We start from the raw sequence: 16,754 nt of genomic DNA, 5'->3' as shown, positions 1-16,754 counted from the left end.
AGTTTTGTAATTTGCAAATTGTCAGCGAGACCAATTTTCATTAGCTAAAATTTGTTTTCAAAAGGCTTTCGACTGCGCTCAAGCTGACATTATATTTCAAATCATATTTCAAAATGTCAGATCAAAAACGTCTCTTTTTAGTCGATGCTTACGCGCTTATTTTTCGTGGGTATTATGCTTTTATAAAAAACCCAAGAATAAACTCTAAAGGCGAAGATACTTCAGCCATTATGGGCTTTATGAACTCGCTTTTAGATGTTATCAAACGCGAAAGACCAGACCATTTAGCGGTATGTTTTGATAAAGGCGGAAGTGTAGATCGTGTAGAAATGTACGAAGCTTACAAAGCCAACCGTGACGAGACGCCAGAAGGTATTCGCACTGCGATTCCTCATATTTGTAACATTCTGGAAGCTATGCATATTCCAATTATGGTAAAGGAAGGTTTTGAAGCCGATGATGTTATTGGAACACTTTCCCGTCAAGCGGAAAAAGAAGGTTACAAAACCTTTATGGTCACACCAGATAAAGATTTTGCGCAATTAGTGACCGAAAATATTTTTATGTATCGTCCAAAATCGTTTGGTGGTGGATACGAAACTTGGGGAATTCCAGAAGTTCAGAAAAAATTTGAAGTCGAAAGACCAGAACAAGTGATTGACTTTTTAGGAATGATGGGCGACTCTAGTGATAACATTCCTGGTCTACCTGGCGTTGGTGAAAAAACCGCTAAAAAATTCATTAAGCAATTTGGTAGTATGGAAGGACTTTTAGCCAACACAGACCAGCTAAAAGGTAAAATGAAAGAAAAGGTCGAAGCTAATGCCGAACTAGGTCGACTTTCAAAAGAACTAGCGCGAATTATGCTTGATGTTCCGGTGGAATTTAACGCTAAAGATTTCGAGTTAGATCATCCAGATGTTGAAAAAGTAAAAGAAATTTTTCAAGAATTAGAGTTTAGACGTCTTACTGATAATTTCCTTAAAACGTTTACCTCAGAAAGCGATAATTCAACTACAACGACTAATCAAAATGTCTCTTCAAGCACTTCGACTACGCTCAGTACAGGCTCTGTCGAGAAGTCTCAAACAACTAAAGAAAAAGCATCTGCTGGCGCAGGACAATTCTCATTATTTGGTACTTCGACTTCGCTCAGTAACCAAGATGATAATTCCCAAAACAATCAATTTGTTAGGAATACAGCCGAAAACACACGCCACTTTTACCAAAGTGTTGCAAGCGGAATGGCAACAAAACTGTTTGTAAAAAACCTGCTCAATCAAACTTCAGTGTGTTTTGATACCGAAACGACTGGTTTGAATCCGTTAACCGCAGAATTGGTTGGTATTGCATTTTCTTGGGAAACTGGTAAAGGTTTCTATTTACCATTTCCAGAAAATAAAGATGAAGCACAAGAATTAATCGAAGAATTACGTCCGTTTTTTGAAGCTGATAACATTCAGAAAATTGGTCAGAATTTAAAATACGACATCAAGGTTTTAGCCAAATATAACATTGAAGTCAAAGGACCTTTATTCGACACCATGTTAGCGCACTATTTAATTAATCCAGACATGCGTCACAACATGGATGTACTATCAGAAACGTATTTAAACTACTCGCCTATTTCCATTGAAACCTTGATTGGTAAAAAAGGTAAAAATCAGCTATCTATGCGCGATGTACCTTTAGACAAGCAAACCGAATATGCTGTAGAAGATGCCGATATCACACTTCAACTTAAAGAACATTTTGAAAAAGAGTTAGGTGAAGCCAATACACAAAAATTGTTTGATGAGATTGAAATTCCTTTACTACGTGTTTTAGCTGCTATGGAATTGGAAGGTATCAACCTAGACAAAGACTTTTTAAATAGCTTATCAGAGCAATTAAATACAGACATTGCCAACTTAGAAAAGAGCATTTACGAAGCTGCTGGCGAAGAATTCAACATTGCATCACCAAAGCAATTAGGTGTTATTTTATTTGAAAAAATGAAATTGGTAGACAAGCCAAAAAAGACCAAAACTGGGCAATACTCTACCGCAGAAGACGTGTTGAGTTACTTAGCAAAAGACCATGAAATCATCAGAAACATTCTAGAATTTAGAGGTTTATCAAAACTAAAAAGCACGTATGTAGATGCCTTACCACTTCAAGTTGAAGAAACTACTGGTCGCGTACATACAGACTATATGCAAACCGTTGCTGCAACTGGTCGTTTAAGTAGTAATAATCCTAATTTACAGAACATTCCTATTCGTACAGAACGTGGTCGTCAAGTACGAAAAGCATTCGTGCCTCGTAATGAAGACTACACCTTATTAGCTGCCGATTATTCTCAAATTGAATTGCGTATTATCGCTGCGTTAAGCGAAGAAGAAACCATGATTGAAGCCTTTAAACATGGTGAAGACATTCACGCATCAACTGCTTCAAAAGTGTTTAATGTAAAAATTGAAGACGTTACCAGAGAGCAGCGTAGCAATGCAAAAACGGTGAATTTCGGGATAATTTATGGTGTTTCTGCATTCGGTTTAAGCAATCAAACCGATTTATCACGTAGCGAAGCTAAAGAACTAATCGATACGTATTATGAAACCTATCCAAAACTGAAAAACTACATCAGCAAACAAGTAGATTTTGCTCGCGATCATGGTTATGTACAAACGGTTTTAGGTAGACGCAGATATTTAAAAGATATTAATTCTAGAAACGCAGTTGTTCGTGGCGCAGCAGAACGAAATGCAGTAAATGCACCTATTCAAGGTAGCGCTGCCGACATCATTAAACTGGCGATGATAAACATTTACGAGAAGTTAGAAGCTGGTGATTACAAAACCAAAATGCTACTACAAGTACATGATGAATTGGTATTTGATGTTTACAAACCAGAACTAGATGAGGTTTCAAAATTGATTAAAACAGAAATGGAAAATGCGTTTAAGCTTTCAGTGCCTTTAGATGTTGAAATTGGTCTTGGCGACAACTGGTTAGAAGCGCATTAGACATAAAAAAAGCAGGATTTAATCCTGCTTTTTCATTTTAAGATATTATATCTATTATGCGGTTTGCATTTCGTGCTTACCTTCATAGACTTCTTCTACTAACTTAGCATTAAATGCTGGTAAATCTTCAGGTGAACGACTTGTTATTAAACCTTCGTCTACAACAACTTCTTCATCTAACCAGTGCGCTCCTGCATTTTCAATATCGGTTTTGATAGAATTGTACGATGTCACTTTTCGTCCTTTTAAAACATCTGCTTCAGCTAACAACCATGGTGCATGACAAATTGCTGCAACAGGTTTCTTATTTTCAAAAAACGATTTTACAAAGCCTACAGCCTTATCATTTCGTCTTAAAATATCAGGATTAATGACGCCTCCTGGCAGCATTAAAGCATTATAATTACTCTGCGATACTTCGTCTAGAGTTTTATCTACTTTGTAAGCATTACTCCAATTTCCGTTATCCCAACCTTTGATTTCGCCAGTTTTTAAAGATACAATATGCACATCTGATCCTGCCTCTTCCAACGCTTTTTTAGGTTCTTTTAATTCACTTTCTTCAAAGCCATCGGTTGCTAAAATTGCAACGGTCTTTTTTTCTAAATTTTCCATTATCATTTGTGTTTTTTTGGGTTAATAATTGTCCAATTAAACTAACAGATCTATCAACCAAAACCAAAAAGAGAGCTTGGATTAACCTAGACTTAACAGCGATTGTTAAGTAATCTTAAATTTATGAGTTAGCGTTTATTCTTTTTACTTCGGAATTTAGCCTTATTCTTTCGCTGGTTAAAAGGCACAGCATCGTTAAAGGTGTTTTTAGTTTTACCTGGCTTATTTTTACGCCATTTTTCGTCTTTTTTAGGCAATAGAACGTCAAGTAGATCTTGTCTTCCTAATTTATTAAGCGTGTTTTTAATCCAACCTTTATTTTCATCTTTATACCAAAAGAAAAAACGATGTTGTTCGTCCTTTTCCTTTCTGGTTTTTGGCGTATTTACTTTTTTAAGTGTGTACGGATGGTAACCACTGTAATAAATCACCGTCGCAACCGTCATTGGTGTTGGCGTAAAGCCTTGTACTTGCTCTAGTTGAAAGCCCATATCTTTAGTTTCGGCAGCAAGATTTGCCATATCTTCAACTTCGCAAGCTGGATGATTTGAGATAAAATAGGGAATTAATTGTAAGTTAAGTTTATTCTTAATATTGATTTTATCAAAACGTTCTTTAAACTTATGGAAGTAACTAAACGATGGTTTTCGCATTAACTTCAATACTGGATCGCTAGTATGTTCTGGCGCAACTTTTAGTCGACCAGAAACATGCTTAGTCATCACTTCTTCGGTATAATCGTCTAACTCTTTTGGATCGGCGTTTCTATTGAATTCTGGCACCAACATATCGTGTCTAATTCCAGAACCGATAAATGATTTTTTAACCTTCGGATGACTATCAACCGCTTTATATAATTCGGTTAACGGTTTATGAGACGTATCTAAATTACTACAAATTACTGGCGAAATACAACTTGGCGCAACACATTTATCGCAAATAGATTGTACTTTACCTTTCATTTTGTACATATTCGCACTTGGCCCACCAATATCAGATAAATAGCCTTTAAAATCTGGCATATTAGCCACTTTATCAACTTCTCTTAATATGGACTCTTTACTACGACTCGCTATAAATTTGCCTTGATGCGCCGAAATGGTACAAAAACTACATCCACCAAAACATCCACGATGAATATTTATAGACGTTTTTATCATCTCGTAAGCAGGAATTGGTCCACGCTTATTGTATTTTGGGTGTGGTAAACGCGTGTAAGGCAAATCGAAAGAGGCGTCAATCTCAGCTTCTGTCATTGTAGGATACGGCGGATTTATCATCAGCATCTTTTCACCTACTTTTTGGAAAATTCGTCTTGCAGCTAACTTATTTGATTCTTGTTCTATAATCTTAAAGTTAGATGCGTAAGCTTTTTTATCTTTTAAACAGGTTTCGTGTGAAGCGATTTCAACATCTTCCCAATTTTTATTCTTAGGGATGTCGTTTTCATCATTAATAAGAACGGCTGTTTGGTTTACAGTATTAATACTTTGAAATGGTACACCGCGCTCTAGCAAGCGTACAATTTCACGAAGTGGTTGTTCTCCCATTCCATACACCAACATATCTGCTTTAGAGGTTTCTAAAATGGTTGGCATTAATTGGTCGCTCCAGTAGTCGTAATGTGTTACACGACGTAATGAACCTTCAATACCACCAATTAAAACTGGTGTATCTGGCCATTTTTCTTTTAAAATCTTACTATAAACGGTAGAGGCATAATCTGGTCTAAATCCAATGTCGCCATTTGGCGTATAAGCATCTTTATCGCGACGTTTTTTATTGGCGTTGTAGTTGCTAACCATAGGATCCATACAACCACCAGTAACTCCAAAAAACAGACGCGGCTTACCCAACTTAACAAAATCCTGAAGATTGTCGTTAACATTAGGTTGTGGTACAATAGCCACTCGTAAACCCATACTTTCTAACAAGCGTCCTATTACAGCAGGACCAAACGTTGGATGGTCTACATAGGCATCTCCGCTAAACAGGATAACATCTAGGTATTCCCATCCGCGAATTTTCACCTCTTTATTTGTGGTAGGCAACCAACTAGAAAGTCTTAATTCTTCATGCATAACGGCACAAAGGTAAATAGAAAATGTATTCGTTCGTTTTAAATATAGTTAATAAGTGTGTAGAATTCGATTGACACCTTACGGTAGATTCTCTTTTTTGAAGTAATTTTGCATTTAGAAAAACATTATGAGCATCATATCAACAGATATATCAAAAGCCGTAGATCTTCTTAACAATGAGGAGCTTGTTGCCATACCAACGGAAACGGTTTATGGCTTGGCAGGTAATATTTTTTCTAAAAAAGCTATAAAGGCCATTTTTGAAACTAAAAAGCGACCTCATTTTAATCCATTAATTGTTCACATTCCTAATATCGATTATCTGGAAACAATTGTTGAAGCGATTCCTGAAAAAGCAAAACTATTAGCTGAAGCTTTTTGGCCTGGCCCTATAACTTTGGTTTTAAAAAAGAAATCTATAATTCCTGATTTAATTACTAGTGGTAAAGACACAGTTGCTGTTAGAATTCCAAATCATCCTCTTACTTTAGACCTTTTAAGCAAATTAGATTTTCCACTTGCTGCACCCAGCGCAAATCCTTTCAATAGAGTAAGCCCAACAAAAGCTGAGCACGTAGAAAGCTATTTTAAGCATAAAATAAAAATGGTTTTAGATGGTGGGCCTTGTAAAAGCGGTATTGAATCTACTATTATTGGTTTTGAAAATGGAGAACCTATTATATACAGGCTGGGCTCGACTCCTATTGAAGCTATTGAAGCTGTAGTAGGAACTATTGAAGTTAAAAACAGTTGGGCTGAGCGTAGTCGAAGTCAAAAAGAAGTTGCGCCTAATGCACCAGGAATGTTAGAGCGTCACTACGCACCAAAAACCAAAACCATTCTTACTACTAACATAGCAGAAGCTATTAAGACTTATAAAGGTTTAAAAATTGGTCTTCTAGCTTATAATGACACTTTGAATGATGATGCTATTCATTTTAAAATTGTGCTATCCGAAGGTAAAAACCTAGAAGAAGCGGCTTCAAAATTATATGATGCTTTACATCAATTAGACCAACAACAACTAGATATTATTATTGCAGAACAACTGCCAGATTATGGCTTAGGAAAATCTATAAACGATAGGTTACAACGCGCTGCAAAATGAGTTTTTCTTCAACCGTCTTGAAACACCTGATTTTCAACACAAAAAAACATTTAATAAGAATTTGCTAATCCAATTGTTTATCCTAAATTTGCAAACTCTTTTTTGGAAGAGCATTGTTTAATCTTTTTGTGCCTTGCGCACAATAATAAATCAAATTAGTGTGGATACATTAAGCTACAAAACAGTTTCTGCTAACAAAGCTACCGTTAATAAGGAGTGGGTTTTAGTTGATGCTGAAGGACAAACTTTAGGCCGCTTAGCTTCAAAAGTAGCAAAACTTTTAAGAGGTAAGCATAAGCCTAACTTTACGCCACACGTTGATTGCGGTGACAACGTCATTGTTGTAAACGCTGAAAAAATCAACTTAACTGGTAACAAGTGGACAGATAAAAGTTATATCCGCCACACAGGTTATCCAGGTGGTCAAAGAACTTTGACTGCTACTGAAATGTTTGAGAAAGACCCAACCAGATTGGTAGAGAAGTCAGTAAAGGGGATGTTACCTAAAAACAAATTAGGTGCTACTCTTTTTAGAAACTTAACTGTTGTTGCTGGTGCTGAGCACGCTCACGACGCTCAAAAGCCAAAAACAATTAATTTAAACGAATTTAACTAATGGAAGTAATTCACAAAATTGGCCGTAGAAAGACGGCTGTTGCCCGTGTATACGTTGCCAAAGGAAAAGGTAACATTACGGTGAACAAAAAAGACATGGCGGAATACTTTACTACTGCTACCTTACAGTATAAAGTAAACCAACCTATAACCATGACTAACAATGATGGCAACTTTGATATTACTGTTAACGTATATGGAGGTGGTATCACCGGCCAGGCGGAAGCTATACGTTTAGGGTTATCTCGTGCAATGTGCGAGTTAGATCCTGAAAACAGAGCAATATTAAAGCCAGAAGGTCTATTAACAAGAGATCCAAGAATGGTAGAGCGTAAGAAATTCGGACAGAAGAAAGCGCGTAAGAAATTCCAGTTCTCTAAACGTTAATATCCAACACAATTTTTGGAATTTGTTTTTCAAGTTCCAAGCTGTCACCTTGAGCGCAGTCGATAGGTCTCATAAAGATTTCTCGACTACGCTCGAAATGACAGAGAAGATAAATCATCTTCAATCAGCCACGAGTTGGCAATTTTATTAAAACCGCTGTATAGTGCAGCAATTTATAAACCAGTTATTGTTGTCCATGACCCAACAGTCAGGATTTAGTTTAGCATCTAAATGGTTAAGGTAAGTAAAAACAACCACTTAATCATTGCTAATTCAACAGAACGTAAACTATTACAAAAAATGGAAAACGTAGAAGTAAAAGAACTACTCGACGCAGGTGTACATTTCGGTCACTTAACGCGTAAATGGAACCCAAATATGGCTCCTTATATCTATATGGAGCGTAATGGGATTCACATCATCAACCTTTACAAAACAGCAGCTAAAATCGAAGAAACTTGTGCTGCATTAAGTAAAATTGCTGCATCAGGTAAGAAAATTTTATTTGTAGCAACTAAAAAACAAGCTAAAGACATCGTTGCTGAAAAAGCAGGTGCCGTTAACCAGCCATACATTACTGAGCGTTGGCCAGGCGGAATGCTTACTAACTTTGTAACCATTCGTAAAGCTGTTAAGAAAATGTCTTCGATAGATCGTATGAAAAAAGACGGTACCTTTGAGTCATTGTCAAAAAGAGAAAAACTACAAATAGACCGTCAACGCGCAAAGTTAGAAAAGAACTTAGGTTCTATATCTGATATGACGCGTCTACCAGGTGCATTATTTGTTGTAGATATCTTAAGAGAGCATATCGCTATTAAAGAAGCACAAAAATTAAACATCCCAATCTTTGCAATGGTAGATACTAACTCAGACCCACGTCAGGTAGATTATGTTATCCCGGCAAACGACGATGCTTCAAAATCTATTAATAAAGTTTTATCTATTGTAACTTCTGCAATACAAGATGGTTTAAACGATAGAAAAGCAGATAAAGAAGGTAAGGCTGAAGGCAAAAAAGCCAAGAAAGCAGTATCGCAAGAAGAAGAATAAAATAACATTAAGAAAATATATAAAAGTCGTTTAATTCGTTTCTTCGTTGAAAATTAATTACTCGACTTTTTTAAATTAAACACTATGGAAAATACTGTAAAAATTACAGCAGCAGAAGTAAACAAGCTAAGACAAGCAACTGGTGCTGGTATGATGGATTGTAAAAAAGCTTTAGTTGAAGCTGGTGGTGATTTTGATAAAGCCATTGAAGTTTTACGTAAAAAAGGACAAAAAGTTGCAGAAAAAAGAGCTGACAGAGATTCTTCTGAAGGTGCTGCTGTTGCCAAAATAAATGCAGACAATACATCTGGGGTTGCCATCGTTTTAGGTTGTGAAACTGATTTCGTAGGTAAAAACGAAAACTTTGTGAAATTAGCCAACGATTTAGCTGATGCTGCTTTAAACTATGACTCTAAAGAAGATTTCTTAGCCTCTGATTTTGGTGGTATGACTGTTGCTGAAAAATTAGTTGAGCAAACTGGTGTCATCGGTGAGAAGTTAGACATCACTGCTTTTGAAAAACTAGATGCACCTTTTGTTGGACAGTACGTTCACATTAATAAGATTGCTGCTTTAGTAGGTTTATCGGCAAAAGTTGATAACGCTGAAACTTTAGTTAAAGACTTAGCAATGCAAGTAGCTTCTATGGGAGCAACTACTTTATCTTATAAAGACTTTGATCCTGCTTACGTGGCTTCTGAGACCGAGGCTCGTATCGCAGTTATCGAAAAAGACAATGAAGAATTAGCACGTTTAGGTAAAACATTAAAAAATGTCCCTAAGTATATCTCTATGGCACAATTAACTCCAGAGGTTTTAGCACAAGCAGAAGAAGATGCTAAAGCGGAATTAAAAGCTGAAGGTAAGCCAGAACAAATCTGGGACAGAATCTTACCAGGTAAAATGGAGCGTTTCATTTCTGATAACACAACTCTAGACCAAGAGCAGTGTTTGCTAGATCAGAAGTTTATTAAAGACGAAAAGAAAACTGTTGCAGAATACGTAAAAACATTTGGAGACGTAGAAGTCACTGGCTTTAAACGTGCTTCAGTTGGATAATTAGTTATTCAAAATTTTATAAGTAGAAGAAAGCCTTTCATTGTTAGAAGGGCTTTTTTTTGGCATTTTTTTCTCTTTTACAGATGCTAATAATTATGTAGCTTTGCTCAACTTTCAGAATAATTATGAAATGAGCCACAAATCTGTTTTAAATTTTAAATAATTAATAACTTGGCACATTACATTAGACCAAAAAAAGTAATAGAGACCATCTAATGAAATACAATAGAATACTACTCAAATTATCTGGCGAAGCCTTAATGGGAGACCGTCAATATGGAATAGACCCTCAACGTTTAGCAGAATATGCACAAGATATTAAAGCCATTACCGACTTAGGTGTTCAAGTAGCTATTGTTATTGGTGGTGGTAATATTTTTAGAGGCGTTGCAGGTGCAAGCAATGGCATGGACAGAGTACAAGGAGACCATATGGGTATGTTGGCAACAGTAATTAATGGATTGGCATTGCAAAGTGCATTAGAAGATACTGGCATTCCAACCAGACTTCAAACAGCTATTAAAATAAATGAAGTTGCCGAGCCATTTATTAGACGCAAAGCAATGCGTCATTTAGAAAAAGGGCGAGTCGTTATTTTTGGTGGTGGCACAGGTAACCCATATTTTACAACAGACTCAGCCGCAGTTTTACGCGCCATTGAGATTGAAGCAGATGTTATTTTAAAAGGAACCCGTGTAGATGGCATTTACACTGCAGACCCAGAAAAAGACAGTTCTGCTGTTAAATTTGACCAGATAACCTTTGATGATGTTCTTAGAAAAGGCCTAAAGGTTATGGACACTACGGCTTTTACACTCAGTCAAGAAAATAAATTACCGATAATAGTGTTTGATATGAATAAAAAAGGAAACTTATTGAAAGTAGTTTCTGGTGAGACAATAGGAACTGAAGTGAACCTATAAATACTTGGCTTAGCGTTTGATAACTCACAACTAAAATTTTAACATCATGAACGAAGACATTCAATTTATACTAGATTCTGCAAAAGAAGCAATGGATAGCGCTATAAAGCACCTTGAAAAACAATTAGTAAATATTAGAGCCGGCAAGGCTAGTCCTGCAATGCTAGGAAGTGTTATGGTAGATTACTATGGTTCTCAAACACCATTAAATCAAGTAGCAAACGTAAATACTCCAGATGGCAGAACAATCTCAGTACAGCCATGGGAAAAAAGTATGCTACAAGAGATTGAACGTGGTATTATGCTCGCCAATCTGGGCTTTAACCCAATGAATAATGGAGAGATGATTATCATCAACGTACCACCATTAACCGAAGAAAGACGTAGAGACTTAGCTAAGCAAGCCAAAGCAGAGGCAGAAGATGCTAAAGTTGGAGTTAGAAATGCTCGTAAAGATGCCATGAACGACATTAAAAAAGCTGATGTTTCTGAAGATTTACAAAAAAATGCTGAAATAGATGTGCAAGAACTTACAGATTCTTACGTTAAAAAAATAGACAAAATTCTTGACGTAAAAGAAAACGAGATTATGACCGTTTAAAAATTACCGCAGTTAAATTGAGTTTTTGGTAAGACAAAGGCCTGAAAAATAAATCTTTTTCAGGTTAAAAGCATAATCGATTATTAAGCTTTTAATATTAATCCGTTTGCATGGTTAAGCAATCCCTTGCTATTTTATTTATTTGTCTTGCAACCATCAGCACGGCTCAAAATCCTATTTCTAGGGCGGGAGATTCTACTAAAATAGCTCGAGATTCTATAAAAAAAGCTGAATTTCTTAAAAATATAGGTAATGGTTTTTTACCAGTAAACTTCTTTAATCTCGATTTAAGATATCTTATAAAATTCAATCAATACGAAGGTTTTAGGACAGGCTTAGGAGGCATTACAAACAAAGACTTTTCAGATCGTTACCGCATTAATGGTTATGCCGTTTATGGTTTTAAGGATAAACGTTACAAATATAGTTTGGGTGGTGGTTTTAGGGTGAACGAAGCATCTGATACTTGGATAAATCTATCTTATACCGACGACCTTAAAGAAACCGGAAGTTCTACATTTTTAACAGACAAACGGTTTTTTACTTTTTTTGAACCCAGGCTCCTAAACATTGATTTATTTCATAGGCACATTACAAAATCCATAGGAATACAGCACAAAATATCTCACCATTTATTATCTGAGGCACAGTTTTCCGCAAGCAAAATAAACCCTACATACAACTATAATTTTGTTTTAGATAATGACATCTACAATACTTTCGATATAAGTACAGCGGCCTTTAGCTTGCAATGGAGTCCCTTTAGTAGGTTTATGTCAGAGGCTGGTCAAGTAACATTAAAAGAAGATGCATACCCAAAGTTTACATTACAAGTTACACAGAGTTTTAAATCTGTACTTGGTAGTGACTTTAATTTTACAAAGTTAGACTTTAGAACCATTCAACAATTTAACCATCGTAATGAGTCTAAAACAAATATTACACTTGTAGCAGGCATTGCAGGTGGCGAAGCGCCACTAACGCATTTATACCATGCGTACCCAAACAATATTACCAAAGAAACTATTTTGCAGCGTTTTTCTGTGGCTGGTCTTAATAGTTTTGAAACTATGTATTTTAATGAATTTTTTAGTGACAAATTCTCAACGTTACAGGTAAAACATTTCTTTAGACCTTTTAACATTTCAGAGCGTTTTAAACCACAATTAGTACTAATATCTAGATATGCCTTAGGAGATATGAAAAGTATTAATAGACATCAAGGTATAAGTTTTAATAGGCTTAATCATTTATACTCAGAATCTGGTTTTGAAATTAATAGGCTCTTACTGGGCTTTGGATTGAGTTTTGCCTATCGCTATGGCGCATATCATCTTCCTAATTTTGAAGATAATATTGCTTTTAAATTTACTTTTAATATCTCGTTGTAATCTTATAAAAACAAAAGCCCTTCCAAGTTCTGGAAGGGCTTTTCTAATAGATATTATTTGATTTTGTTACCATCTTTATCAAAAAAATGGTATTCAAGATATGTGTAAGCATCTCTGGGTATAATCTTTACCCATTTTTTGTGTTCAAAGAACCACTTTGTACGTACAGATGGATACCCTTTGGTTAAAAAGGCTGCTATAAAAGGATGTGCATTTAAAGTTACCTTTTTATAGTCTTTCTTAATAATCCGCTCTAGGTCTTGCTTTATACGTTCTACCACCTTAATTGGCGCTTCTATTTCGTCTCCACCTATGAGATTAGGATTTTCTTCTTTTGTTTTTATATTGCGCTCTGGCCTAACGCGCTGTCTGGTAATTTGCACTAAACCAAACTTACTCGGCGGCAATATTTTGTGTTTTGCTTTATCGTCTTTCATCTCATCGCGGAGATGGTTGTAAAGTTTTTTGCGATTTTCTGCTCTACCCATGTCTATAAAATCTATAACAATAATTCCTCCCATATCTCGGAGGCGTAATTGACGGGCAATTTCGGTTGCAGAAATCAAGTTTACTTCTAAGGCTGTATCTTCTTGGCTTTTTTCTTTGTTAGAACGATTACCGCTATTTACATCAATGACGTGCATAGCCTCCGTATGTTCTATTACTAAATAAGCCCCTTTTGCCATAGATACGGTTTTTCCAAACGATGTTTTTATCTGGCGTTCTATGCCATATTTTTCAAAAACCGGAATACCATTTTTATGAAACTTTACAATTGACTCTTTTTTTGGTGCAATTTGTTGCACATAATCTTTTACTTGTATGTACAATTCTTCATCATCTACAACGATACCTGAGAATGAATCATTAAAAATATCCCTAAGAATTGAGGATGCTTTGTTCATTTCTCCCAAAACTTTTGTAGGATGATGTGCTTTGTACAATTTTTTACACATTGCTGTCCATCTTGTCAACAAATTCTGTAAATCATTATCTAGCTCGGCAACTTTTTTACCTTCTGCTACAGTACGAATAATAACCCCAAATCCCTTAGGTGTAATACTTTTTACCAATCGTTTTAATCGGTCTTTTTCTTCCTGTGATTCAATTTTTTGAGAAATTGAAATACGGTTAGAAAAAGGGACCAAAACAATATACCTGCCAGCAATGGACAATTCTGAACTAATGCGAGGGCCTTTGGTAGAAATTGGTTCTTTTACTACTTGTACTAAAATGGATTGGTTAGATTTAAGCGCATTGGCTATACTGCCATTTTTGTCTAAATCTTTTTCAAACGGAAAGTTTTTAAGACTGTAATCTCTTAATTTTCCTGTGCTTACACGTTTAATGAATTTTAAAAGCGAAGGTAATTTTGGACCAAGATCGTGATAGTGTAAAAACCCATCTTTTTCGTAGCCTACATTAACAAATGCGGCATTTAATCCTGGCATAACTTTACGGATTTTGGCAATAAAAATATCACCAACTGCAAAATTATTATCCTCTTCGTCTTTATGTAATTCAATAAGTTTTCCATCTTTTAATAAGGCAAAATCAACAATATCTGAACTCGATCTTACGATTAATTCTTTGTTCATAATGTTAATTTATATCTATCTCTTCATTGAGGTAGATGGATTTTACTAAATTATTTGACACAGGACTCCGATAAAACTTATCGGATAATCCAAACAAATGAAGATGCACTCTATTATATGCATCTAAATTTTATATCAAAGAACGCTTGTTAAAACTGAAAAAAGTAGTTAAAAACTACTTTTTTCAGCTTATTTCTTTTTGTGACGATTAGCGCGTCTACGTTTTTTACGCTTATGCGTCGCTACCTTGTGTCTTTTTCTTTTTTTACCACTTGGCATAATGAATAATGCTTTTTTAAATTAATATTTTTTTTAATGTTTTTAGTTAACTTCAACATTAGATTTTACACCTTCTAAAAATACTTTAGCTGGCTTAAAAGCTGGTATGTTGTGCGCTGGTATTTTAATAGTCGTATTTTTTGAAATGTTACGACCTGTTTTTTCAGCTCTTGTTTTAATTATAAAACTTCCGAAACCTCTTAAATATACGTTATCACCACTCTCTAGAGATGATTTTACTTCTTCCATAAAAGTTTCTACCGTAGCTTGCACATCGCCTTTCTCCATGCCTAACTTATCAGATATTTTAGCTACTAAATCGGCTTTTGTCATTGTTATTAGTTTTAGGGTTACTATAAATCTTAAGGGATGCAAATATAGGTAATTTAATTTCAATATTTCAAACGTAATTAATTAAAATTTAACGCAATAAAGATTTAATTTTGCTTTAGAATTTAAAATTTCTATGGATTTTAAAAACACATTAACTAATTGGTATTCAAACAATAAAAGAGATTTACCTTGGAGAAACACCAAAAACCCTTATTACATTTGGCTATCTGAAATTATTTTACAGCAAACGCAGGTTAAGCAAGGATTACCATATTATAATGCTTTTATTAAGCAATATCCTACTGTTTTTGATCTGGCAAATGCCTCTGAAGAAGAGGTTTTAAAATTATGGCAAGGCCTAGGTTATTATTCTAGGGCAAGAAACCTCCATACAACAGCCAAATATGTGGCCTTTAAGCTTCATGGCAAATTCCCTGATAATTACAAAGACTTACTAAAACTTAAAGGTGTTGGTGATTACACGGCTAGTGCCATAGCCTCTATAGCCTTTAATGAAATTGCTGCCGTTGTAGACGGCAATGTCTACAGAGTTTTATCGCGCTACTTTGGAGTTGAAACTCCTATAAACTCAACCAACGGTATTAAAGAATTTAAAGCGCTAGCCTCTTCTCTTATTGATAAAGAACAACCAGCTACGTTTAACCAAGCCATTATGGAGTTTGGCGCCACACAATGTAAACCCAAAAATCCATATTGTATGGTTTGCCCTCTAAATGATAGCTGCGTAGCTCTTCAGAAAAACATAATTGATTCTTTACCGGTTAAATTGAAGAAAACCAAAGTAAAAAATAGATTTTTTAACTTCCTTGTATGTATTGATAAAGGTAAAAACACACTTTTAGAGAAAAGAATTTCAAAAGGTATATGGCAGAATTTATATCAATTTCCACTGATAGAATCTAACAAGAGTTTATCGTCTGATGAATTTCATTTGCTCAACATAAAGGATTCTTTTTTACACAATCTAAAGTTTGATTACACCCTATATAGTTTAGAGGATAAAGTTCATAAATTATCGCACCAACATCTTTACACAAAATTCTGGATTATTGAAACAGAAGAGTTATTAAAAAATGCTATTTCAATTAAGGATATAAAACGTTATCCTGTACCTGTACTAATTGGAGATTTTATTGATACTTTTAATTTTGAGGAGATGTAAGAATTACATTTTTTTCTTATTTTTAAGTAAGCGACTACAAATTAAGTAACTTTGTAAGCTAAATCACTATTATTATGTCGGGAACATTGAACAAGGTAATGCTAATTGGGCATTTAGGAGATGAGGTAAAAATGCATTATTTCGATGATAAAAACTGCGTTGGCCGTTTTCCTTTAGCCACTAACGAAACTTATACGAACAAAACAACTAACGAGCGCGTAACAAATACCGAGTGGCATAATATTGTAGTTAGAAATAAGGCTGCTGAAATTTGTGAAAAGTACCTTACAAAAGGAGACAAAGTGTATATTGAAGGACGTATTAAAACTAGAAAATGGACTGATGATAAGGGTATGGAGCGCTACTCTACAGAAATACAATGTACAGATTTTACTTTCTTAACAAATAAAAGTGAACAGCAACAAGGACAATCACCTGCCGATAAGCAACCGTCTCAACCTCAACAATCTGCCCAAAATAATGCTGCAACAGAAGAGGATGACGATTTACCGTTTTAATT

Annotated in this window: 15 protein-coding genes; 11 read left to right on the top strand and 4 right to left on the bottom strand. The window is 35.2% G+C overall.

From position 1 onward, the window contains the following. Positions 1–113: 113 nt before the first annotated feature. A complete protein-coding gene (polA, locus tag BWZ20_RS10405) occupies positions 114–3,008 on the top strand; it encodes a DNA polymerase I (protein WP_076619750.1) in 2,895 nt (964 codons plus the stop codon). 54 nt (positions 3,009–3,062) lie between these two features. On the opposite strand, the gene BWZ20_RS10400 is transcribed toward polA, so the two are convergent. Continuing rightward, on the bottom strand, positions 3,063–3,623 hold the full coding sequence (locus tag BWZ20_RS10400; protein ID WP_076619748.1) for a type 1 glutamine amidotransferase domain-containing protein: 561 nt from the start codon (positions 3,621–3,623) through the stop codon (positions 3,063–3,065). A gap of 128 nt (positions 3,624–3,751) precedes the next feature. Further along, positions 3,752–5,704: a YgiQ family radical SAM protein gene (locus BWZ20_RS10395; RefSeq protein ID WP_076619745.1), complete on the bottom strand. Its 1,953-nt coding sequence runs from the start codon at positions 5,702–5,704 to the stop codon at positions 3,752–3,754. A gap of 127 nt (positions 5,705–5,831) precedes the next feature. On the opposite strand from BWZ20_RS10395, the gene BWZ20_RS10390 reads away from it, so the two are divergent. The 8 genes from BWZ20_RS10390 (at position 5,832) to BWZ20_RS10355 (ending at position 12,841) form a co-directional block, all read left to right on the top strand. Next, the gene (locus tag BWZ20_RS10390) at positions 5,832–6,812 is read left to right on the top strand and encodes an L-threonylcarbamoyladenylate synthase (RefSeq protein WP_076619743.1); all 981 of its coding nucleotides are present in this window, start codon (positions 5,832–5,834) and stop codon (positions 6,810–6,812) included. Between the two features lie 160 nt (positions 6,813–6,972). Beyond that, a complete protein-coding gene (rplM, locus tag BWZ20_RS10385; protein ID WP_076621330.1) occupies positions 6,973–7,428 on the top strand; it encodes a 50S ribosomal protein L13 in 456 nt (151 codons plus the stop codon). Continuing rightward, on the top strand, positions 7,428–7,814 hold the full coding sequence (gene rpsI, locus BWZ20_RS10380) for a 30S ribosomal protein S9 (protein WP_076619741.1): 387 nt from the start codon (positions 7,428–7,430) through the stop codon (positions 7,812–7,814). The genes rplM and rpsI overlap by 1 nt, the downstream gene beginning before the upstream one ends. A 300-nt stretch (positions 7,815–8,114) precedes the next feature. After that, the gene (gene rpsB / locus BWZ20_RS10375) at positions 8,115–8,867 is read left to right on the top strand and encodes a 30S ribosomal protein S2 (protein ID WP_076621329.1); all 753 of its coding nucleotides are present in this window, start codon (positions 8,115–8,117) and stop codon (positions 8,865–8,867) included. An 84-nt stretch (positions 8,868–8,951) separates the two neighbouring features. Further along, positions 8,952–9,926, top strand: a complete 975-nt coding sequence (tsf, locus tag BWZ20_RS10370) for a translation elongation factor Ts (RefSeq protein ID WP_076619739.1) — start codon at positions 8,952–8,954, stop codon at positions 9,924–9,926. 215 nt (positions 9,927–10,141) lie between these two features. Beyond that, positions 10,142–10,849, top strand: coding sequence for a UMP kinase (pyrH, locus tag BWZ20_RS10365; RefSeq protein ID WP_076619736.1), 708 nt, complete (start codon positions 10,142–10,144; stop codon positions 10,847–10,849). A 46-nt stretch (positions 10,850–10,895) separates the two neighbouring features. Continuing rightward, positions 10,896–11,450 carry a ribosome recycling factor gene (gene frr / locus BWZ20_RS10360; protein ID WP_076619734.1) on the top strand — a complete coding sequence of 185 codons (555 nt, stop codon included), beginning with the start codon at positions 10,896–10,898 and terminating at the stop codon, positions 11,448–11,450. Positions 11,451–11,560: 110 nt separating this feature from the next. Beyond that, entirely contained in the window at positions 11,561–12,841 is a 1,281-nt protein-coding gene (locus tag BWZ20_RS10355) for a DUF5686 family protein (RefSeq protein WP_076619732.1), read from the top strand. A gap of 53 nt (positions 12,842–12,894) precedes the next feature. Here the strand turns inward: BWZ20_RS10355 and BWZ20_RS10350 are convergent, their stop codons facing one another. Continuing rightward, entirely contained in the window at positions 12,895–14,439 is a 1,545-nt protein-coding gene (locus BWZ20_RS10350) for a ribonuclease E/G (RefSeq protein WP_076619730.1), read from the bottom strand. Between the two features lie 321 nt (positions 14,440–14,760). Next, a complete protein-coding gene (locus tag BWZ20_RS10345; protein WP_076619727.1) occupies positions 14,761–15,051 on the bottom strand; it encodes an HU family DNA-binding protein in 291 nt (96 codons plus the stop codon). 133 nt (positions 15,052–15,184) lie between these two features. Here BWZ20_RS10345 and mutY point away from each other — a divergent pair, with 133 nt between their 5' ends. Beyond that, positions 15,185–16,234, top strand: coding sequence for an A/G-specific adenine glycosylase (gene mutY, locus BWZ20_RS10340; RefSeq protein WP_076619725.1), 1,050 nt, complete (start codon positions 15,185–15,187; stop codon positions 16,232–16,234). Positions 16,235–16,308: 74 nt separating this feature from the next. Further along, a complete protein-coding gene (locus tag BWZ20_RS10335; protein ID WP_076619723.1) occupies positions 16,309–16,752 on the top strand; it encodes a single-stranded DNA-binding protein in 444 nt (147 codons plus the stop codon). Positions 16,753–16,754 lie beyond the last annotated feature (2 nt).

The organism is Winogradskyella sp. J14-2 (genome assembly GCF_001971725.1).
GTDB lineage: Bacteria > Bacteroidota > Bacteroidia > Flavobacteriales > Flavobacteriaceae > Winogradskyella.
Note: the sequence above shows the minus strand (reverse complement) of the source record. Positions and strands in the feature narration are given on the sequence as shown.